Consider the following 19,855-nt stretch of genomic DNA (forward strand, 5'->3'; position numbering starts at 1 on the left):
GAATGGAATTATACTTATATATAGCACTGTTTTCGCCGCTTGTTGGTGCACTGTTTGCTGGACTTTTTGGAGCTACGCCTAAGACATTGTTGACCGGTGTAGTAAACTCATCACTTTTGTTTGCTTCATTTGTAGCGAGTTCAATACTTCTTGTTCATATATTGACTGGCGGAGAGACTGTACATGTAGAGATGATGACATGGATGGCTACGGGTGATCTTTATATACCTTTTGGTTTCGTGGTCGATCAGGTAAGTGTTACTATGATGATGGTCGTAACGACTGTTTCAACTGTCGTACACATCTACTCTATCGGTTACATGGATCATGATAAAGGTTTTAACCGTTTCTTCTCATACCTTTCAGCATTCGTTTTCTCGATGATGGTTCTTGTTATGAGTGATAACTTTGCAGGTCTTTTCATAGGTTGGGAAGGTGTTGGTCTTTGTTCATGGTTATTGATCGGATTCTGGTACCATAAAGAAACTGCTACATGGGCAGCTAATGAAGCGTTCATCATGAACCGTATCGCTGACCTTGGTATGCTTATCGGTATCTTCTTGATCTACTGGAACACAGGTACTCTTCAATACGATAAAGCGTTTGAAATTATGCCGACGTTAGATATGAGTACACTTATGTACATAGGTGTCTTCCTGTTTGTCGGTGCGATGGGTAAATCTGCGCAGTTCCCACTACATACTTGGCTAGCTGATGCGATGGAAGGTCCGACTCCGGTTTCTGCACTAATCCACGCGGCTACAATGGTTACAGCGGGTGTCTACTTAGTAGTTCGTGCAAATCCTTTATATGATGTGATCCCGGAAATGGGTCTGTTTATAGCAAGTCTTGGTGCATTTGTCGCGATGTTCGCTGCATCTATGGCACTTGTAAACCGTGATATGAAACGTATCATCGCTTACTCTACACTTTCACAACTAGGGTATATGTTTGTGGCAGCTGGACTTGGTGCTTACTGGGTTGCACTTTTCCACCTTATGGCACACGCGTTCTTTAAAGCGCTTTTATTCTTAGGTGCAGGTAACGTTATGCACGCAATGGATGATGAACTTGATCCGTTTAAAATGGGTGGTCTTCGCAAGCAGATGAAGGGTACATGGATCATGATGACTCTTGCTTCTGTTGCACTTGCGGGTATCTTCCCTCTTGCAGGATTCTTCTCTAAAGATACGATCTTAGAAGTAGGTTTTGTCGAGCATCATTATGTTATCTATACAGTACTTTTATTGACAGCCGGTCTGACAGCGTTTTACTCTTTCCGTCTTGTCGCTCTTATCTTCCACGGTGAAGAGAGATACAAGCTGTTTGGTTTTCATCCGCACGAAGCGTATAAATTTATGCTTATAGCGATGAGTCCGCTTGCAGTACTGGCAGTGATCGCAGGATCATTCAAAACTACGTACTTTGATATGATCACTAAACTGCTTCCTGATACTGAGTACCATATCCACTCTCATGTGACTGAATGGGTGATGATCATTGGAACTCAGGTGTTTGTAATCCTGGCTATCTGGTATGCATATAAAAAATATATCAACTTCAAAGGTGAAGATAAAGAGTTTGAAAAACGTCTTGATTATAAAATTCTTATCAACCAATACTATGTTCCTCATTTCTATGAAGAGTATATTGCAAAACCGTACAAAGAGTTATCTGATGTACTATGGAGAAGAGTTGACCTTAAAATTGTCGATGCAACAGTTGATCTAATCGCTATGACTATTTACAAAACAGGTGAAAACACACGTACAATGCAAAACGGTAACCTATCTACTATGCTTAGATGGATGGTTATAGGTACAGTTATATTGTTATCATTAGCAGTTGCTTTTGGATTAGCAGTTAGATATTCAGATGCAATAACATCTGTTTTATCAGGTTTAGGAGTTTAATCGATGTTAGATCATATCTTGTCAATATTAATATTTTTACCGGCATTAGCGGCAATACTTGGCTTTGTTGTCCATAAAGACAGTGCTAAAGTGTACGGTATTGCAGTTTCTATCATAGAGTTCGTTGTATCTCTATACTTATGGTTTGCATTTGATTCAAGTGTTTCTGGAATGCAGTTTATGGAAAGTATGCCTATCGTTCCCTCTTTCGGTATTAACTACCTGTTAGGAATAGACGGTATATCTCTGTTTATTATCATCATGGCATCACTATTTACGATGCTTGGTATCGCTTCATTAGGTGAGACTAAAAAGATCAAGAACATGGTGATCACGTTATTGTTCCTACAGATGACTATGGTAGGAGTTTTCGCTGCATTAGATGCGATCCTATTCTATGTGTTCTGGGAGCTTTCTTTAGTACCTATGCTTTATATCATCGGTGCATGGGGTGGTCCTTTACGTATATACGCATCAGTTAAGTTCTTCCTGTATACATTTGCAGGTTCACTTATCATGCTTGTGGGTATGCTTTTTATGGCATATTTATACTATCAGGCAACGGGTGTATGGAGCTTCTCAATCTTAGAGTGGTACCGTCTGATCCTTCCTGAGAACTATCAATTATGGTTATTTGCGGCATTCTTTATCGGTTTTGCGATTAAAGTTCCTATGTTCCCGTTCCATACATGGTTACCGTATGCACACGGTCAAGCACCGACTATCGGTTCTGTGATACTTGCGGCTGTTCTGCTTAAAATGGGTACGTATGCGTTTATCCGTTTTTCACTGCCGATGTTCCCTGATGCATCTGTGTTTTATATGTTCCCGATAGCTATTATTTCGATCATCATGATCATCTATACTGCGATGGTGGCTTATGCACAAGAGGACATCAAACAAGTCGTTGCATATTCGTCTATCTCACACATGGGTGTTATCGTTCTTGGAACATTTGCACTGAATGTCGAGGGTATCACAGGTTCTGTGTTCTTGATGATCGGTCACGGTATCGTTTCAGGTGCTCTGTTCTTGCTTGTCGGTGTTATCTATGACAGACGTCATACGAAGCTTATGAGTGAATTCGGCGGACTTGCTCACGTTATGCCTAGATATGCGACAATATTCGGGATCATGATGATGGCATCAGTAGGTCTTCCGTTACTTATCAACTTCGTCGGTGAGTTCTTGAGTTTACTAGGTTTCTATAACCAGTCTCATATCACTACGCTTTTAGCTGGTATCGCTATCATTGTCGGTGCTATCTATATGCTAAGCGCGTTCAAAAAAGCTTTCTTTGGTGAAGTGACGAATGAGGCAAACAGAAACCTGCCGGATATCAATAAAAGAGAGTTAGTGGCTTTGATCCCGCTTACTATCATAGCTGTTTGGTTAGGTATCTATCCAAAACCTGTTTTAGAGCCGATCAACAACAGTGTCGAGGATATCGTTGCATTGATGCACGAAAAAGCTATCACGCCTGAAGCTAAAACTCGTATACCTGCGCTAGAAGGTAAAATCACTATACAAAAATCTGAAGCGGAGGGTAAATAATGTTAAGTCCTGTTAATGTTTCTTTAGAGTCGCTCAATATTGCGACTTTGGTACCTATGCTTATTCCAGTCATCGGTGCACTTTTTATATTAGTTTTGGATCTTTTCAAAAAAGATCTAAATAAATCTATGTACGTAATGCTGAGTCTGCTTTTCGTACTTCTTGATTTTGGTTCATTAATAGATTTTTCTATTGAGTTCAATACAAACGGAACACTGCTTGGTTATTTTGACCTGATGTTAATAGACGGTATCGCACTTCTGTCTCAGTTCATCATTGTCGGTGCATCGATCCTGTTTATGCCTCTTGCGCTTACGTCTAAGCGTTTCCATGAGTTCTCATATTCTGAGTTCTTTGCACTGTTCCTGTTTATGATCGCAGGATTCCAGTTTATGGTGGCTTCTGATAACCTGATCCTTATCTTTGTAGGACTTGAGACGGCATCTTTAGCACTATATACTATGATCGCTCTTCACAACAGAAACAAATCTTTTGAAGCAGCAGTGAAGTACTTTACTATGGGAGCACTCGCAGCAGGTTTTTATGCATTTGGTGCGATGATCTTCTATGCACTGACAGGTTCTGTAGAGATCCATCAAATAGCTGCAGTTTTCCATGCTGACGGTTATGCGAACTTACCGTTTATTTTAGTCGCTGTTGTATTTATGCTTGCGGCATTAGGATTCAAACTTTCTTTGGTTCCGTTTCATACTTGGGCTCCTGACGTTTATGAGGGTGCAAGTGCTTCAATGGCAGGATATATGTCTATCGTTCCAAAGATAGCCGGTTTTGTCGTTGCTATGCGTCTATTTGAGTTCTTAGTCCATAGCGGTGTGGTATGGCTTGATGTCATCCTTTATGCAACTGTTGTCATCACGATGACGCTTCCAAACATCTGGGCACTTGTACAAACTGACGTAAAACGTATGCTTGCGTACAGTTCTATTTCACATGCAGGTTTTGTAATGGCAGCGGTTTTAATCGCTACTACTCAGGCAAACTCGGCACTGTTCTTATACTGGGTACTGTTTACGTTTACAAACCTTGGATCATTCTCTATGCTATGGATCTCACGCCAGAAAAATCTTCCGGCAGGTCAAAGTTCAGACCATCCGTATACGAAGTTCTCAGGTATGATAAAAACAGCACCTTTAGTCGCGACAGTGATGGCACTGTTTATGTTAAGTCTTGCAGGTATTCCTCCGTTTGGACTTTTCTGGGGTAAACTGTATATGATCTCTTCAGCAGTGACATCAGGATACGTAGTACTGGCATTAATCATGGCACTTAATTCAGCTATAGCTGGATACTATTATGTAAAACTGATAGTATATATGTTTATGAAAGAACCGGTACCGGGTCTTGAAGGCAAAGTGTATTCGATGAATGCTTCGACTTCACTTCGTACGATTATCGGTATCGCAGCAGTAGGAACTGTTTTTGCTGTTATCGTAATAGATCCATTATTACAATTTATAACTACATTTGTGTACAATAGCGGATACTAATAAAAAAATATAGGGAGTAAGATAAGTGTTAAAATGGCTGCTTCTCCTTATGACTCCATTTTATCTTTACGCGCTTGAGATAACATTTCAAGCCGGTAAAGAGAATTTTGATAAATATACTATCTTACATGTAAGAGAAAACACCCCCTTTATATGCGAACCTCAATATGATGATTTTAACAATATAAAAAAAGTTATCTGTGCGTTTTCAAAAAAGCCTGAAGAGCTTATTAAACCATTAAACGATGATTTTTTCAGTGTTGTCAGCGAAGTCAAAAAAGACACATTCTTTCTCATAGTCACACCTACATACAAGATGAAACTGCTCCCTGATGTATTTGATCTTACAAAAGACACGACGATCTTTAAATCGAATGTCAAACTGTCAAAATCATGGGTAATGATCGGATATAAAGAGAAGTTTTCACTACTCAAAGAGGATAAGACTCCCGATATCGGACTTAATATGCCTGTTACCTTTACCGAAAACGAACTGCTTTATGTAGGTAGTCTGGACATCAAAGGAAATCCGGTTCATATCAAAGAAGCTAGAGATGTGACTGCATATCTAAAAGCTAAAAGAAAGTATGAAAAAGGTGATTATGCAGATGCCTTATCGATCATTGATGAGATCATACAGGCATATCCGGATTCGATATTTATGAGCGAACTGATATATTATAAGATCAAAGTCCTTTCAAAGCTCCGTCATTACGATGATGTTATAGCCCTTTCTAAAGTATATCTGCGCACTTACTCTTCGGACGAAAATGTACCTGAGATACTTTCATTGACTGCAATGGCGTATAGCAAGATAGGGTTAAACAGTGATGCAGACTACTTTTACGACAGACTTTTTTCGGAGCATACTGATTCGCTGTTTTCTAAAAAAGGGATGATATATAAGGGTGATCAACTTAGTGATTCCGGAGACTTTAAAAAAGCGCTTATGTATTATACCCGTGCTTTAAATGAGACAAAAGATATCGAGACTGCTGCTGTCGCTGCGGAGAAAGTCGCTAAAAACCATCTAAGCAGCGCCGAGCCAAAAAAAGCACAGATGTATGTAGACAAAATACTTGAAGCTGATCCTTCGTACTTTACAAAGGATATCGAAGATGCACTCTCATTCGCACAAAATCTAGCAGATAAAAAAATCTATTTAGAAGCATCCAAGATATCTCAGATCGTTTTAGCAAAATTGAAAAAGAGCGATGATCTTTATGAAGAGGTTCTAAAGAACAGCGGTGTATGGCTGGCAAAGACTGATGAAAAATCAGAAGCGACACAACTGCTTAACAGGTATATAAAAGAGTTTGATCTAGGAAAGTTTACACAAGAGGTCACAACTACAAAAGATTCTCTTTTCTTTGACAGTTCTGATCAAAATATAAGTGCCAAACTTGCTAAATATGACGACTTGATAAATACATACAACGGTGATTCAATAGGCGAAAAGGCGATATACAAAAAAGCTGAGCTCCTTTTTGACAATCAGAGATATACAGAAGTGCTCAATATGAAAGAGCAACTTTCGGCATTGGACAAAACGGTATTTAAAGATGTAGATACGATCCTCAATAAAGCTGCGACAAATCTGATGAAAGAGAGACTCAAAGAGAGAAAATGCAGCGATGTTATAGATATCTCCGGCGAGTACAGCATCAAGCTTTCAAATGAGTTTGACGATGGTCTGTTTAACTGTTATATGAAGGTCTCGAAGTTTAATGAGGCAAAAGAGATAGCGTCTAACCATATAGATTCTAAAATATTGACACAGCGTATGAAATGGATGTATCAATATGCTGATGTAGATTTTAAAATAGGGGATTATAAAGATTCGATAGCAATGGGTAATGATCTCGTAAAACTTATAGATAAAGATAAAAAAAGTCCATATCTTGATATCTATAGACTCCTTTTCGATGCTTATCAGAGAGTCGGTGATAATGACAAGATGATCGAGATGATGACAAAGATCACAGCTGCATTTGGTGATGATTTTAAAGATATCGAACGGTATGTTCAGATGATGACTTTAGGCAGTACTTTAAAAGATGACAATATCATCATCACATATGCACAAAAAGTGATGGATCTGCAGAGAGAGACATCATCGTATACCCAGTCTCCGTATGTGGAGTTTGCTTTGTATCAGGCATATTTAAATAAAGACAACACGACAAGAGCAATGGATACGCTGTATTCACTTGATGAGAGAGAGTTGACAAAAGAGCAAAGAGCAAGACAAAAATATCTTTTAGGTTCACTTTTACAAAAGCAATGGAGATATGACGAAGCAAAAGAGGAGTTCAATAAGTCGATAGAAGCTGACAAAGACTCCCCGTGGGCAAAACTTGCTGCTGATGCTATAAAGTTGATTTAAATAAGGGAGTAGATTTTGAGGGGAAAGATCTTAGATTACACTATTCAGACGGGCAGCGGGGTGATATCTGCAGATGACGGACAGAGATATAATTTTCAGGCATCGCAATGGAAAACACAAAATGTGCATCCGGCAAAGAACGTAGTCGTAGACTTTACTGTTGAAGAGGGAAATGCCGTAGAGATATACGTGATAGAACAGCAGCAGAGTAAATATGACAATACTTCCGTTCAAACACAGGAAACATCTGTTGCCGCAATCATTAGTATGATATTCGGCATCGGAGGATTGTTCTTTGATTGGTGGTTCTTTGCGATACCTTCTGTCATAGCGATTATAACAGGACATGTGGCACGCTCTAACATTAAAAACAGCCATGGGAGACTCGGCGGTGACGGCTTTGCCGTTGCGGGACTGGTCTTAGGCTATATAGTGATTCTGCTTTATTTGCTTATCGCACTCTTTTTTGTAGGTGTCCTGGCAAGTATGTCTCAGATGCAATAGTCATGAACTTTATGAATAATTAATACTATACCCAGTAAAATAAAACGGAATTTGTTATTTTTAAAGGAAGTGTATGAAAGGTAAAGTTTTAGATTTTAACTTACAATCAGGGGAAGGTGTTATATCCGGTGCAGATGGACAGAGATATAGCTTTACAAATGCAGAATGGAAGTCATCGGATGCTCATCCGGCAAAAGATGTAGAGGTCGACTTTGAAGCTGCCGAGGGGGTGGCTACAGGAATATATGCAGAAGTGAAACCTGCAGCTGCAGCGGCTAGCGGTGATAAAAGCAAAATAGTCGCGGGGATATTGGCTCTTTTCTTAGGTGCGTTTGGTATCCATAAGTTTTACATCGGTTGTACAACAGCCGGCATAGTAATGATCGCAGTGTGGTTTTTCGGTCTGTTCCTTGTCGGTATTCCGTCATTGATCATAGGTGTTATAGCATTTATTGAAGCGTTGATCTACTTTTTCAAATCAGATGCTGATTTTGACAGGATCTATGTTAAAAACAAAAAGTGCTGGTTCTAAAACTTCGAACCGATGATCTTCTCCAGCTCTGTAAGCGGAGCTGAGATGATATCTTTAAACTGCGTACGGTTGAAAGTCTGCTGGCGTTTTGCCAGCTGAGCCGTATGTGTCGAGATGTTTTCCAACATCTTCTCTTTACTTACCAATCCGTCAAGATACTCTAAGACTTCTAATATCCCGATCGATTTCATGCTATTTGGTTCTCTTGTATATCGATGTTCCAGTCTTGTGACTTCATCTATGATACCCATGTTCAGCATCTTTTTAGATCTTTTTTCTATGCGCTCTCTTAGCAGCTCTCTCTCAACGTCTATATTGTATATCTCAAGGCCTTCTATGATTGGCTTTGGAGGATGCTTTAAAAACCACTCAGTAGGAGTAAGTCCGGAAGCTTTGTAGATAAGAAGCATCTTCTCTATTCTATAGGCATCGTTGGAGTCGATATTTTTCATATACTCTTTATCCAGACCGTAAAGAAGCTCGTAAGAATCCTTTACATGTAAGAGCATCTTTGCTACTTCATCTTTTATGTTCTGATCGATTTTCGGGATCTCTGAGAGACCTTGAAGAAGAGATTTTAGATAAAAAGTACTGCCGCCGACAATTATTAGGTTTTTACTCTCCTGTTTCGCTTTTAAAAGAGCATCTTTATAGATATTTATAAAAATATCTACACTGAAGTTTTCATTGGGATATATCTCATTTATACCGAAATGTCTTATTGAAGCCAACTCTTCCTTTGAGGGTTTTGCAGAAGCGATATCTATCTCTTTATAGATACTAAGAGAATCGATGGACAATATATATGCATCATGTTTTTGGGCGATGTTAAGAGCGAGATCACTCTTGCCCGATGCAGTCGGACCAATAATTGCGATTTGTTTCATATTGAAATTATATCAGCTTAATTTCGCTAAAATAATAAAAAAATAGTTTTATAGGAACCGCTGTGCAAAAATATATAAACAGATTAAAAGATTTTAATGAACTGGTTATGTTTCAGCACTCTATATTTTCTCTGCCATTCATATTTATCGCGATGGTCGTTGCGGCCGACGGATGGTTTGGCCTTAAACTGCTTGTTCTTGGCGCATTAGCGGCGATAAGTGCAAGAAACTTTGCCATGGGGCTCAACAGATGGGCAGATCGTGAGTTTGATGCATCAAATCCGCGTACGGCTTCCCGTCCGAGTGTCGACGGAAGACTTGACCCAACATCGATCTTTATTTTTACTGTAGTGAACGGGTTGGTGTTCATCGCAGTCGCATACCTTATAAACAACCTGGCGTTTTATCTCTCAGTACCTATCTTAGTTATACTCGGGAGTTATTCGTACTTTAAGAGATTTAGCGAAGCGGCACATATCATTCTCGGGGTTTCTTTGGGACTTGCTCCGCTTGCAGGAGTCGTTGCCGTGCAGGAAAGCATACCGGCCTGGTCTATTATGCTGAGTGTCGGGGTGATGTTCTGGGTCGCCGGTTTTGATCTGCTGTACTCTTTACAGGATATAGAGTTTGATAAGAAAAACGGTCTGTTTTCCATCCCATCACGCTACGGTGTGAAAGCGACACTTGTCATATCTGCATTTTTTCACTTAATGACCGTACTTTTTTGGGCTTTCTTTGCAGTTTGTGCGGATCTAGGTCTTTTTTCATATTTAGCCGTAGTCTTCAGTGCGTTGATGCTGGCATATGAACACTATCTTGTCAGAAAAGATTTCACCAAGATAGACAGAGCGTTCTTTACAGTCAACGGTTATCTTGGAATCGTGTTTTTTATATTTATAATACTAGATAAGGTTTTCTCATGAATATACGTTTAGTTCCAGCTCCGATCTCCATTGTCTTTAGTCCGGTAACAGAGGATGAAGAGGGTTTTTTACGCGAGTATCATAAACTCAGTCAAACGGATGATGATCCGATATCCCAGTGGCTAAAACTTGCTAAAGCACGCGGCGAGACAGCTCAGAGTGATCCGGTTTTATTAAACCTGATGGTTGAGCTTCATAGAAAGATAGATCATCTTGAGCAGTTTATAAAAAATGAGATTCCTGTACGTATAGAACTTACACAAAGCGCAGATATCGAGAGCATAGGTTTTAATCACTTCAAATTAAAAGATGAACTGCTTACTGAAGGTGTAGAATACTATGGAAGAATAGAGATGCCGGTGTATCCAAAAAGAGATGTGGGCGTATATTTTAAAGCGCTTGACGGCTCTATTGCAGAGATAATCAAGATGCATGAAAGAGATGAAAAAGAGTGGAGCACGTATCTGACCGCTCGTGAACGTATATTAATCAGAGAGATGAAAGAGGGTAAAAGTGATACCGATTGAATATATCTTAATAGCCATCGGCGTAATAATCCTTTATATAATCTACTATATTTTTGCAAAAGATGCACAGCTTACAAGAAACATACGTGCTGTCGCGTCAGCGGTTGAAGACACAAACCGTCAGATATATATGATAGAAAAAAAGTTGTATGAACTGGATAAAAAGTCGTCTGTATCTGATACAAAAAGAATTATGAACGATGATGAGATATATGAGGAGATCGAGCGCAGCGTGTTTGATATGATAAACCCTGTTAAATCAAATATCAGAGTGATCGAACAGAACCTGTCCGATCTTTCTGTGGCAGTTGATTCAAGACTCTCGAATCTTGAAGGCGGTATCCGTCAGATCTCTCTTCCCTCATCGGTACACGGGAATGATGACAGCAAGATAACTTCACTGTTTAAACAGGGGATCGACGTAGACACGATCTCTAAAGAGCTGCACCTCTCTAAAGCTGAGGTTGAGTTTGTACTGAAAATAAACCAGCTAAGATAAGATAATGTATACGGCAGACAGAAAACTTTTTCTATTGACATCGATATTGATATCTATCAGTATCCTGATGTCATATTCCCTTACAACATATACCGTTATCCTATTTGACACGGGAGAGTTCCACTTTCTTATCCGTCAAGCAGCCTTCGGAGTGCTTTCAATTTCGATAATGTGGTTTTTGGCACAGCTGGATTCCGATGTCTGGCTGCATCGTCTTGGACTTACTCTGCTTATCGGCTCGATGTTCTTAATGATAATAATGCCGTTTTTACCTGCTAGTCTGGTATCAGAAGTAGGCGGTGCGAAGAGATGGATAAAGATCGTCGGTTTCTCATTGGCTCCTGTTGAATTTTTTAAAATCGGGTTTATCTACTTTTTGGCGTGGAGTTTTTCAAGAAAGCTCGGTTATCACGGCGGTATGGGGATCAAGCAGGAGTTTCTGCGTTTCTTACCCTATGCGGTCATCTTTGTTGCCATTATGTTTATCATCGCTTTTGTACAAAACGATCTCGGGCAGGTCGTAGTCCTTGGATTGACACTGCTTTTTATGCTTATGTTTGCAGGAAGCAGTTTTAAGTTTTTCCTTGTTCTATTATTTAGTGCTTTCAGTTTTTTCGCCTTTTTTGTCCTGACGGCTGAACATAGGATATTGCGTATAAAATCATGGTGGTCACTGGCACAAAACTCAATATTGCAGCTTTTACCCGATGCGGTCGCATCGCACCTGCGTGTTCCTTCATCGACGGAACCTTACCAGATAGGGCACTCTTTAAACGCTATCCATAACGGCGGGATATTCGGCGTAGGATTAGGAGACGGTACTTTTAAACTTGGATTTTTAAGTGAGGTGCATACGGACTTTATCTTAGCGGGTATATCTGAAGAGTTCGGTTTTATCGGAGTATTGACGGTTACGGTTATATTTTTATGGATACTCCAGCGTATCTTTAAGATCGCAAACCGCTCAGAGGATTCTGTGAACTATCTGTTTAGCCTGGGTATCGGGCTTCTTATCTCATTTGCGTTTTTGATCAATGCTTACGGGATAAGCGGACTTGCACCTATTAAAGGGATCTCCGTTCCTTTTTTAAGCTATGGAGGTTCTGCTATCATCGCAGCTTCCATCGGAATCGGTATGGTGCTGATGGCGTCAAAAAAAGTCAATATGGACAAAAAAAGGTTTAACGATTGAAGTTCTGTATAACGGGTGGCGGAACAGGCGGACATTTAAGTATCGCAGATGCGCTTTGCAGTGCTGCCGTACAAAGAGGACATGAGGTCATCTTTATCGGTTCGACAAGCGGACAGGACAGAATGTGGTTTGAAGAGCACAGCAGTTTCTCCCACGTATATTTTTTAGAGACATCCGGTGTTGTGAACAAAAAGGGTCTTGCGAAGGTAAAAGCACTTTATAAAGTGTTTAAAGCGGTACTACACTCAAGAAAGATACTTAAAAAACATCATATCGATGCAGTCATAAGTGTGGGAGGATTCTCTGCAGCTCCTGCAGCGTTTGCTTCGGTTATTACAGGCAGACCTCTTTTTATTCATGAACAAAATGCGGTGGTCGGCAGATTAAACTCCATCTTAAGACCGCGTGCCAAAGTTTTTATATCTGCATATGAAAAAGATTCACCGATTCAGGGTTATCCTGTAAAAGAGCTCTTTTTTAACTCTGCAAGAGTCAGAGAAAAGTTAGAGACCATCATATTTTTAGGCGGTTCGCAGGGTGCAAAAGCAATAAACGATCTTGCTTTACATGTAAGCACTCTTTTAAAACAAAGAGGAATAAAGATCATTCATCAATGCGGCGAGCGTGATTATGAAAGAGTCAAACAGGAGTATGAAAAACTTGGCGTAGAGGTCGAGCTTTATTCTTTTACAAAAGATATGCCTTCGCTTATCTCACGTGCCGATCTGGCAGTGAGCCGTGCAGGAGCAAGTACGCTTTGGGAACTTTGTGCCAACGGTCTTCCCGCATTTTTTGTGCCGTTTCCATATGCAGCGGGAGATCATCAGTTTTATAATGCCGACTTTATAGTAAAAGAGCAGATGGGATGGTGTGAAAGAGAAAGTGACGATCTGGACAAAAAACTGCTTGCTGTTTTGGATGAACCGTTACATGGTAAAAGTAAAAAACTCATCGAACATTCGCATAGGGATGTCGCAGATGAGATGATAAAACTATTTGAAAAGAGTATATGATGTTAGCAGATTTTGCACAATGGCTTTTAGCTACCGTTTTTGACTGGGGGTATCTGGGTGTCTTCTTGCTTATGGCGGTAGAGAGCTCTTTCGTACCGTTTCCAAGCGAGATTATCCTTATCCCTGCCGGTGTATTGATAGCCGATGGAAAGATGAATCTGTACCTTGTATTTCTTGTTTCTATACTCGGTTCGCTGTTCGGTGCTTTAATAAACTACTATCTTGCGATGTTTGTCGGAAGAAGATTTTTAAACAGATACGGAAAGTATTTTTTTGTCAGTCAGAACTCACTAGAGAGAATGGATAACTTTTTTGAAAACCATGGGCATATCTCTACGTTCACGGGAAGACTGATCCCGGGTATCAGACAGCTTATCTCCATACCCGCAGGTCTTTCAAAGATGAATCTAAAGATATTTCTGGTCTATACGGGAGCAGGTGCTGGAGTATGGAGCATCATTTTAATAGCACTTGGATATTTTATAGGGAAGAACCAAGAGTTGATCTCTATCTATTTAAAAGAGATTACAATTGCAACACTCTTATCCGTGATACTGTTGATCGCCGGATATGTTTTTTATAAAAAAAGAAAAATAGTTAAATAAAACTAAGGAGAATATTTATGTTAGAAATAGGAACACAGGCACCTGACTTTTGTCTGCCGAATCAAGATGATGTGGAGATATGTTTTAGAGATATCAAAGGGAAATGGATAGTGTTGTATTTCTACCCGAAAGACAATACTCCGGGATGTACGAACGAGGCTTGTGACTTTACCGATGCGCAAGTGGAGTTTTCAGGACTTGATGCGATGATCCTTGGTGTAAGTGCAGACTCTACGGCATCTCATCAAAAGTTCATTGATAAACATGATCTAGAGATCACACTTCTTAGTGATCCATCGACAAAGATGATGCAGGATTACGATGTCTGGAAGATGAAGAAAAACTACGGCAAAGAGTATATGGGGATCGTGAGAACGACCTATATCATATCACCGGACGGTAAGATCGCTGCGGGTTGGGACAATGTAAAAGTACGTGTTAAACGTAAAAAAGATGGCGAGACGATAGAGAAACTTCATGTAGATGAGGTGAAAGAGAAACTTAAAGAGTTAAGAGGGTAAGTGTTACATGTAAGCGATCGCTTACATGTAAAAGAGTTTTAATATCTGTATCTGATATAGAAACGGATATCTTGAGCAGTATCAACTACTTGAGAACCGTATCCGGCTGCGACAGCTTCACTCATAGTCATCGGAGTACCTGTTTGTTCTCCAAAGAATCCGTTACTTCCGCTGTATTCATAATCTATATATGTATAACGTATCTGAAGTGTCAGAATATTGTCTATTAAAGGCTCAGTGAAATACGCTTCATAAGCATTACCGCGGGCTGCAAGTTTTGAACCTATGTTTGTATCTTCACCGTAAGTCATACTTCTCCAGTATTTAGAACCATAGTTGTATTCAAATCCCCATTTTCCGCTTTCGCTGATCAATGACGGTATTCTTAGTCCTACCCACCCTGAGTAACCTGCTTCTGAATCCTTGCTTCCAAGCATATATTTGCCGCCGTCAGGATTTGTTTGAGACCATGCACCGCTTACAAAGAAGATAGTATCATCAAGGAAGTCGCTGATACCGTCACCGATCCCGTTTGCTACGAAGTTAACAGTACCGCTGTAAAGACCGCCTACAGTTTTCATACCGGCACTAGGATTAGAAGCGTTTACTTCATCTATCAGGTTATTAGCATAGTAAAACTGTGTACCGATTTTATATTGACCGTTATCATACGGTACAAAGATAAGGCCGGCAAGATCGATGTTACTGATCTCTTGAGCGTTACTCGCATAAGGAGTAGAAGAAAACTTCGGTGCAGCATTCGTCATCCCGCGCCCTGCACAAAACTTCACATACATACCGCTGACACCTGTTACTTTTTCAAGTGAGAATTTAGAACTAAGTCCATCAAATTCAACGTTGATAGTGTGCCCCATCGGTGATGCAGCAGGATCATCGTCACGGAAGTTCACAAGATGTCCGTTTGTCGAAGGACGGCGTCCTAAACTAAATGTCCATGGGATATCTGTTCCTAAGAATGTATTGTTTCTGTAAAAGAAGTAAGCTGAACGGACTCTTAGTGTATCATCATATGCATTTTCATTTGTGATCCAGTCAAAGTTTTCGTACGAGTTATTCGTACTTGCACCGCTTCTTGCTCCATAAGCTTTGTTGTAAGCTAGCTGAGCCGTAAAACTTATATTGTCAGTAGCAGCCCAGTTTGTCCCGATCCATAATCTGTTAGTTAAAAATGCATCGTTTTCATTTTTTGTACCGTCTGCCATTTTGTATTGCAGATTTTCAACAGCTGTTCTAAGATCCGCAGTAAATTTTAAATGATTTCCGCCTGTTCTTCTATTTAAACTATCAATGCTGTCTTGCATGTCTGAAATTTTCTCTTCGACTGTCGGCTCATCGTCATCTTCTTCATCATCACTTGATGCTTTTGATGCCATCGGCTTCTCTTCTGAGTCATCCTCTTCAGCGTCATCTTTTTGCATTGCTGCTTTTTCTGAATTCGCTTCTTTCGCTTTTAGATTTGCAAGTTCTGCTTTTAACTTGTTCATCTCTTTTTCCATAGCCTCGAAACGATCATACATCGTCGCTGCACTTGCATCGCTTATAAGTAGAGTCGCTGCCGCTAAAGACACCAGTAATGTTTTTTTCATTATTTATATCCCCTTTTATTACATTTCTGTAATATTTTCTTGTCTGTGCATAGTAACTAATATATTATAAAAACTAATTTAAACCCATTCTATCAGCTATTAATTAATCTAATTTTACCTTTGTTTTAACAGCAGTTTTTAAACTAAAGTTTTGTATAATTCCGCGATTTTCTTTCCTTAAAACAAAGAAAAACAAAGCAAGTATATGCCAAAACGTTGGTGCATCCCTTCTGAAATAATAGAGGAAGATGTCTGGTAATACCCAAGATAACCGACAAAATTTCTGGCTGAAAAAGCCTTTAAAGGACCTTATAATGGTAACTATGAAAGACCTATTAGAATGTGGTGTACACTTCGGACACCAAACTCGTCGTTGGAATCCAAAGATGAAAAAATACATCTTCGGTGTGCGTAAAAACATCCATATCATCGATTTACAAAAAACATTACGTTATTTCCGTAATACATACCAAATCGTTGTTGATGCAGCAGCTGAAGGAAAAACTGTACTTTTCGTCGGAACAAAAAAACAAGCTCGTAACACTGTAAAAGAAGCAGCTATCAAATGTGGTATGCCATATGTTGAAAACCGTTGGTTAGGTGGGATGCTTACAAACTTCGAGACTATCCAAAAATCTATCCGTAAACTTGAGGCTATCGAGCAAATGGAAGAAAACGGTCAAATGGGACTATTAACTAAGAAAGAAGCTTTAATGCTTTCTCGTCAAAAAGAGAAACTTGCTGCTTATTTCGGTGGTATCCGTGATATGAAAAAACTTCCTGATATGCTTTTCGTACTAGATGCGGCAAAAGAGCACATCGCAGTTTTAGAAGCTCGTTGTTTACATATTCCTATCGTAGCTCCACTAGATACTAACTGTGATCCGGATCTTATCGATTTCCCAATCCCGGGTAATGATGATGCTATCCGTTCGATTCAACTTTTCTGTAACGAAATGGCTGAAGCGATCAACGAAGGTAAAGCATTAGCAAACGGCGGTTCTACTACTGATGTAGAAGAAGAGTTGGCAGCTGCAGATGCAAAAGAAGTAGAAGCAGAAGAAACAGCAGAAGAGGAAGAATAATCATGGCAGAAATTACAGCAGCAATGGTAAAAGAGTTGCGTACAGCAACTGATGCACCGATGATGGATTGTAAAAAAGCACTGACAGAAACTGATGGTGATTTTGAAAAAGCAGTTGAATTCCTTCGTGAACGCGGTATCGCTAAGTCAGCTAAAAAAGCTGACCGCGTTGCAGCTGAAGGTTCAATCGGTCTTAAAATAGCTGATGATTTTTCAAAAGCTACTCTAGTTGAAGTTAACTCTGAGACTGACTTCGTTGCTAAAAATGACGGTTTTAAAGACCTTGTTGCAAAATCTGTTTCTCAAGCGTACGCTACAGACTGTAATACAACTGAAGCACTTCGTGAAACTGAGATCGACGGAAAGTCTTTTGCTTTAACATTCGATGAAGCTGTTGCGAAAATCGGTGAAAAAATCGAGATCCGCCGTATAGCTACATTGACTGGTAACGAAAACACTATCGTTAACGGTTATGTTCACTCAAATACTCGTATCGGTGTTATCGTTGCTATCGAGTGTGACAGTGCTAAAACTGCTCAAGCTATGATAGATACGGCTAAAAACGTAGCAATGCACGCATCTGCTATGAAACCGACTACATTAAGCTATAAAGATTTCGATCCTACTTTCGTAGAAAACGAAACAATAGGTCGTATTGAAGTTATCAAAAAAGAGAATGAAGAGCTTGCTCGTCTTAAAAAACCTCTTAAAAATGTACCTCAATACATCTCTATGTCTCAATTGACTCCGGAAGTATTAGCTACTGCTGAAGCAAATATCAAAGCTGAGTTAAAAGCTCAAAATAAACCTGAGCAGATCTGGGATAAAATCGTTCCTGGTCAATTAGCTCGTTTTATCGATGATAACACGACTTTAGACAAAGAGCAAGCACTTTTAGATCAAAACTATGTTCTTGATGACAAACTGACTGTTGCACAAGCTGTTGAAGCAGCTGGTAAAGCAGCTGGCGGTACAGCTAAGATCACTGCATTCTTCCGCCTAGAAGTAGGTGAAGGTATAGAAAAAGTAGTTGATGACTTCGCAGCAGAAGTTGCAGCTCAAATGGCATAAGGGTTTCCCCCTTATCCACTTTTTCCCTTTTTAAACTCTCTAAAATAAATTTTACCCTTTCTTTTATATTCACTTTGTTATAATCCATCTTATGAATTTACTAAAAGCCACTTCCATATCGCATTCGTTCGACTATGAACTTTTTAAAGATATATCCCTACATGTAAACGAGGGAGATAAGATCGCCATTACCGGAGTCAGCGGCAGCGGTAAGTCGACATTCTTGCATATCCTTTCTACACTTTTAAATCCGCAAGGCGGAAATGTCGAGATATTGGGAAAAAGCCTTGAAGAACTGACTGCAAAAGATCTTGTACACCTGAGAAGCAACGATCTTGGGATCATCTTTCAGTCTCATTATCTCTTCCGCGGTTTCAGTGCTATGGAAAATCTTGAAGTGGCTTCGATGCTCTCTCATGAAGAGATAGACGAAGGACTTTTAAAAAGACTTAACATCGCAGAAGTGATGTATCAAAAGGTGAGTGAACTTTCAGGCGGACAACAGCAGCGCGTCTCGATAGCCAGAGTCCTTACAAAAAAACCGCGCATCATCTTTGCCGATGAGCCTACCGGAAACCTTGATAATAAAACGGCAGCAGAAGTGATGAACATCTTTGATGAGTATATTTCTCACAACAAGGCCGCACTTGTTCTTGTAACGCATGACGAGAGCATGGCAGACAGATGTGACAAGGTTTTTCATTTGGAAAACAAAGAGCTGTTACAGGTCAAATAATGAATTATGCAACAATATTTACAGATACGAATATTGTAGGATTCATACTTCTTTTTTTCCGATTTGCTTCGCTTTTTATCGCCGTACCTATATTTTCGCACCAAAGTATTCCCATGGTCTTTAAAACGGCGATGGCTTTTTTCTTTACGGTCGTTTTTTACTCCTCTATGCAGCCTGTTACATTTGAAATAAATGTCGTTAATCTGGTGCTCGCAATACTCAGTGAGCTGCTGTTCGGGCTTATTATCGGAATCGTACTGCAGCTCGCATTTAACGTCATCACATTTGCCGGAGGGCAGATCTCGTTTGTTATGGGTTTCTCAATGGCAAGTGCGATCGATCCGCAATCGGGAGTATCGATGCCGATCATCAGCCAGTTTCTTTCTCTGATGGCGCTTATGGTACTGTTTTCATTGAACCTGCATCACTGGATGCTTATGTTTATAGACAGGTCTCTTAGTGCCATTCCTCTTGGCGGCTTTATGATCACGAAAAATCTTTTTAGTTATATCATCCATGCTGCGTCAAATATGTTTATCGTAGGCTTTACTATTGCCTTCCCTTTGATAGCATTATCATGGATGGCAGATATTATATTCGGGATGCTTATGAAGACGATGCCGCAGTTCAATCTCCTTGTCATCGGATTCCCGATAAAGATAATCGTTTCGTTCGCTGTTTTGATCGCTACCTTTGCCTCAGCGATGCTAATCCTCCAGATTCAGATGCAGGATTCATTTAATTGGCTGGAGACGCTTTTTTAAGAGAATCCTCTCAAGAAAAGCGTAAATCC

At 39.8% G+C, this 19,855-nt stretch carries 19 protein-coding genes; 17 read left to right on the plus strand and 2 right to left on the minus strand.

Annotation, left to right across the window (positions count from 1 at the left end; translation table 11 throughout):
• The first annotated feature begins 2 nt into the window (after positions 1 to 2).
• The 6 genes from nuoL to WCX87_RS01420 all read left to right on the plus strand — a co-directional run bounded on the left by nuoL (position 3) and on the right by WCX87_RS01420 (position 8,397).
• Positions 3 to 1,913 carry an NADH-quinone oxidoreductase subunit L gene (nuoL, locus tag WCX87_RS01395; RefSeq protein ID WP_345980257.1) on the plus strand — a complete coding sequence of 637 codons (1,911 nt, stop codon included), beginning with the start codon at positions 3 to 5 and terminating at the stop codon, positions 1,911 to 1,913.
• Positions 1,914 to 1,916: 3 nt separating this feature from the next.
• Positions 1,917 to 3,467, plus strand: coding sequence for an NADH-quinone oxidoreductase subunit M (locus WCX87_RS01400; RefSeq protein WP_345980258.1), 1,551 nt, complete (start codon positions 1,917 to 1,919; stop codon positions 3,465 to 3,467).
• Complete coding sequence (gene nuoN, locus WCX87_RS01405; RefSeq protein ID WP_345980259.1) at positions 3,467 to 4,975, plus strand: NADH-quinone oxidoreductase subunit NuoN; 1,509 nt, start codon at positions 3,467 to 3,469, stop codon at positions 4,973 to 4,975. Before WCX87_RS01400 ends, nuoN begins: the two co-directional genes overlap by 1 nt.
• A 49-nt stretch (positions 4,976 to 5,024) precedes the next feature.
• Entirely contained in the window at positions 5,025 to 7,361 is a 2,337-nt protein-coding gene (locus WCX87_RS01410; RefSeq protein WP_345980260.1) for a flagellar protein, read from the plus strand.
• A 15-nt stretch (positions 7,362 to 7,376) separates the two neighbouring features.
• Positions 7,377 to 7,865 (plus strand): DUF4190 domain-containing protein, encoded by a 489-nt coding sequence (locus WCX87_RS01415; RefSeq protein ID WP_345980261.1) that lies wholly within the window; start codon positions 7,377 to 7,379, stop codon positions 7,863 to 7,865.
• Positions 7,866 to 7,938: 73 nt separating this feature from the next.
• The gene (locus tag WCX87_RS01420) at positions 7,939 to 8,397 is read left to right on the plus strand and encodes a TM2 domain-containing protein (protein ID WP_345980262.1); all 459 of its coding nucleotides are present in this window, start codon (positions 7,939 to 7,941) and stop codon (positions 8,395 to 8,397) included.
• Here the strand turns inward: WCX87_RS01420 and miaA are convergent.
• A complete protein-coding gene (gene miaA, locus WCX87_RS01425; protein ID WP_345980263.1) occupies positions 8,394 to 9,284 on the minus strand; it encodes a tRNA (adenosine(37)-N6)-dimethylallyltransferase MiaA in 891 nt (296 codons plus the stop codon). The two genes, WCX87_RS01420 and miaA, sit on opposite strands and share 4 nt — an antisense overlap.
• 62 nt (positions 9,285 to 9,346) lie before the next feature.
• Here miaA and mqnP point away from each other — a divergent pair, with 62 nt between their 5' ends.
• From mqnP to WCX87_RS01460, 7 genes are read left to right on the plus strand one after another with little or no spacing between them, the layout of a single operon-like run.
• Positions 9,347 to 10,207: a menaquinone biosynthesis prenyltransferase MqnP gene (gene mqnP, locus WCX87_RS01430; protein WP_345980264.1), complete on the plus strand. Its 861-nt coding sequence runs from the start codon at positions 9,347 to 9,349 to the stop codon at positions 10,205 to 10,207.
• Positions 10,204 to 10,734 (plus strand): hypothetical protein, encoded by a 531-nt coding sequence (locus WCX87_RS01435; protein WP_345980265.1) that lies wholly within the window; start codon positions 10,204 to 10,206, stop codon positions 10,732 to 10,734. The genes mqnP and WCX87_RS01435 overlap by 4 nt, the downstream gene beginning before the upstream one ends.
• Positions 10,721 to 11,233, plus strand: coding sequence for a hypothetical protein (locus WCX87_RS01440; protein ID WP_345980266.1), 513 nt, complete (start codon positions 10,721 to 10,723; stop codon positions 11,231 to 11,233). Before WCX87_RS01435 ends, WCX87_RS01440 begins: the two co-directional genes overlap by 14 nt.
• 4 nt (positions 11,234 to 11,237) lie before the next feature.
• Positions 11,238 to 12,425: an FtsW/RodA/SpoVE family cell cycle protein gene (locus WCX87_RS01445; RefSeq protein ID WP_345980267.1), complete on the plus strand. Its 1,188-nt coding sequence runs from the start codon at positions 11,238 to 11,240 to the stop codon at positions 12,423 to 12,425.
• Positions 12,422 to 13,438, plus strand: a complete 1,017-nt coding sequence (gene murG / locus WCX87_RS01450; RefSeq protein WP_345980268.1) for an undecaprenyldiphospho-muramoylpentapeptide beta-N-acetylglucosaminyltransferase — start codon at positions 12,422 to 12,424, stop codon at positions 13,436 to 13,438. Before WCX87_RS01445 ends, murG begins: the two co-directional genes overlap by 4 nt.
• Entirely contained in the window at positions 13,438 to 14,043 is a 606-nt protein-coding gene (locus WCX87_RS01455) for a DedA family protein (RefSeq protein WP_345980269.1), read from the plus strand. Before murG ends, WCX87_RS01455 begins: the two co-directional genes overlap by 1 nt.
• Before the next feature lie 17 nt (positions 14,044 to 14,060).
• Positions 14,061 to 14,564: a peroxiredoxin gene (locus WCX87_RS01460; protein ID WP_345980270.1), complete on the plus strand. Its 504-nt coding sequence runs from the start codon at positions 14,061 to 14,063 to the stop codon at positions 14,562 to 14,564.
• Positions 14,565 to 14,602: 38 nt separating this feature from the next.
• Here WCX87_RS01460 and WCX87_RS01465 read toward each other — a convergent pair whose 3' ends face one another.
• Positions 14,603 to 16,171 (minus strand): DUF3373 family protein, encoded by a 1,569-nt coding sequence (locus WCX87_RS01465; protein ID WP_345980271.1) that lies wholly within the window; start codon positions 16,169 to 16,171, stop codon positions 14,603 to 14,605.
• A 314-nt stretch (positions 16,172 to 16,485) separates the two neighbouring features.
• Between WCX87_RS01465 and rpsB the strand changes: the two genes are divergently transcribed.
• From rpsB to fliR, 4 genes are all read left to right on the plus strand, one after another.
• Complete coding sequence (gene rpsB / locus WCX87_RS01470; RefSeq protein ID WP_345980272.1) at positions 16,486 to 17,256, plus strand: 30S ribosomal protein S2; 771 nt, start codon at positions 16,486 to 16,488, stop codon at positions 17,254 to 17,256.
• Positions 17,257 to 17,258: 2 nt separating this feature from the next.
• On the plus strand, positions 17,259 to 18,326 hold the full coding sequence (gene tsf / locus WCX87_RS01475) for a translation elongation factor Ts (RefSeq protein ID WP_345980273.1): 1,068 nt from the start codon (positions 17,259 to 17,261) through the stop codon (positions 18,324 to 18,326).
• A gap of 91 nt (positions 18,327 to 18,417) precedes the next feature.
• Positions 18,418 to 19,062: an ABC transporter ATP-binding protein gene (locus tag WCX87_RS01480; RefSeq protein ID WP_345980274.1), complete on the plus strand. Its 645-nt coding sequence runs from the start codon at positions 18,418 to 18,420 to the stop codon at positions 19,060 to 19,062.
• Positions 19,062 to 19,826 (plus strand): flagellar biosynthetic protein FliR, encoded by a 765-nt coding sequence (fliR, locus tag WCX87_RS01485; RefSeq protein WP_345980275.1) that lies wholly within the window; start codon positions 19,062 to 19,064, stop codon positions 19,824 to 19,826. Before WCX87_RS01480 ends, fliR begins: the two co-directional genes overlap by 1 nt.
• Positions 19,827 to 19,855 lie beyond the last annotated feature (29 nt).

Origin of the sequence: Sulfurimonas sp. HSL3-2, from assembly GCF_039645965.1 — a bacterium.
Classification (GTDB): domain Bacteria; phylum Campylobacterota; class Campylobacteria; order Campylobacterales; family Sulfurimonadaceae; genus Hydrocurvibacter; species Hydrocurvibacter mobilis.

Excerpts from the sequence above, each read along its gene's own strand:
- WCX87_RS01400 (WP_345980258.1), top strand. The coding sequence starts at position 1,917 with ATGTTAGATCATATCTTGTCAATATTAATATTTTTACCGGCATTAGCG.
- fliR (WP_345980275.1), top strand. The coding sequence starts at position 19,062 with ATGAATTATGCAACAATATTTACAGATACGAATATTGTAGGATTCATA.
- rpsB (WP_345980272.1), top strand. The coding sequence starts at position 16,486 with ATGGTAACTATGAAAGACCTATTAGAATGTGGTGTACACTTCGGACAC.
- nuoL (WP_345980257.1), top strand. The coding sequence starts at position 3 with ATGGAATTATACTTATATATAGCACTGTTTTCGCCGCTTGTTGGTGCA.
- WCX87_RS01480 (WP_345980274.1), top strand. The coding sequence starts at position 18,418 with ATGAATTTACTAAAAGCCACTTCCATATCGCATTCGTTCGACTATGAA.
- miaA (WP_345980263.1), bottom strand. The coding sequence starts at position 9,284 with ATGAAACAAATCGCAATTATTGGTCCGACTGCATCGGGCAAGAGTGAT.
- WCX87_RS01460 (WP_345980270.1), top strand. The coding sequence starts at position 14,061 with ATGTTAGAAATAGGAACACAGGCACCTGACTTTTGTCTGCCGAATCAA.
- WCX87_RS01455 (WP_345980269.1), top strand. The coding sequence starts at position 13,438 with ATGTTAGCAGATTTTGCACAATGGCTTTTAGCTACCGTTTTTGACTGG.
- WCX87_RS01465 (WP_345980271.1), bottom strand. The coding sequence starts at position 16,171 with ATGAAAAAAACATTACTGGTGTCTTTAGCGGCAGCGACTCTACTTATA.
- WCX87_RS01435 (WP_345980265.1), top strand. The coding sequence starts at position 10,204 with ATGAATATACGTTTAGTTCCAGCTCCGATCTCCATTGTCTTTAGTCCG.
- WCX87_RS01445 (WP_345980267.1), top strand. The coding sequence starts at position 11,238 with ATGTATACGGCAGACAGAAAACTTTTTCTATTGACATCGATATTGATA.
- WCX87_RS01420 (WP_345980262.1), top strand. The coding sequence starts at position 7,939 with ATGAAAGGTAAAGTTTTAGATTTTAACTTACAATCAGGGGAAGGTGTT.
- tsf (WP_345980273.1), top strand. The coding sequence starts at position 17,259 with ATGGCAGAAATTACAGCAGCAATGGTAAAAGAGTTGCGTACAGCAACT.
- WCX87_RS01410 (WP_345980260.1), top strand. The coding sequence starts at position 5,025 with ATGACTCCATTTTATCTTTACGCGCTTGAGATAACATTTCAAGCCGGT.
- nuoN (WP_345980259.1), top strand. The coding sequence starts at position 3,467 with ATGTTAAGTCCTGTTAATGTTTCTTTAGAGTCGCTCAATATTGCGACT.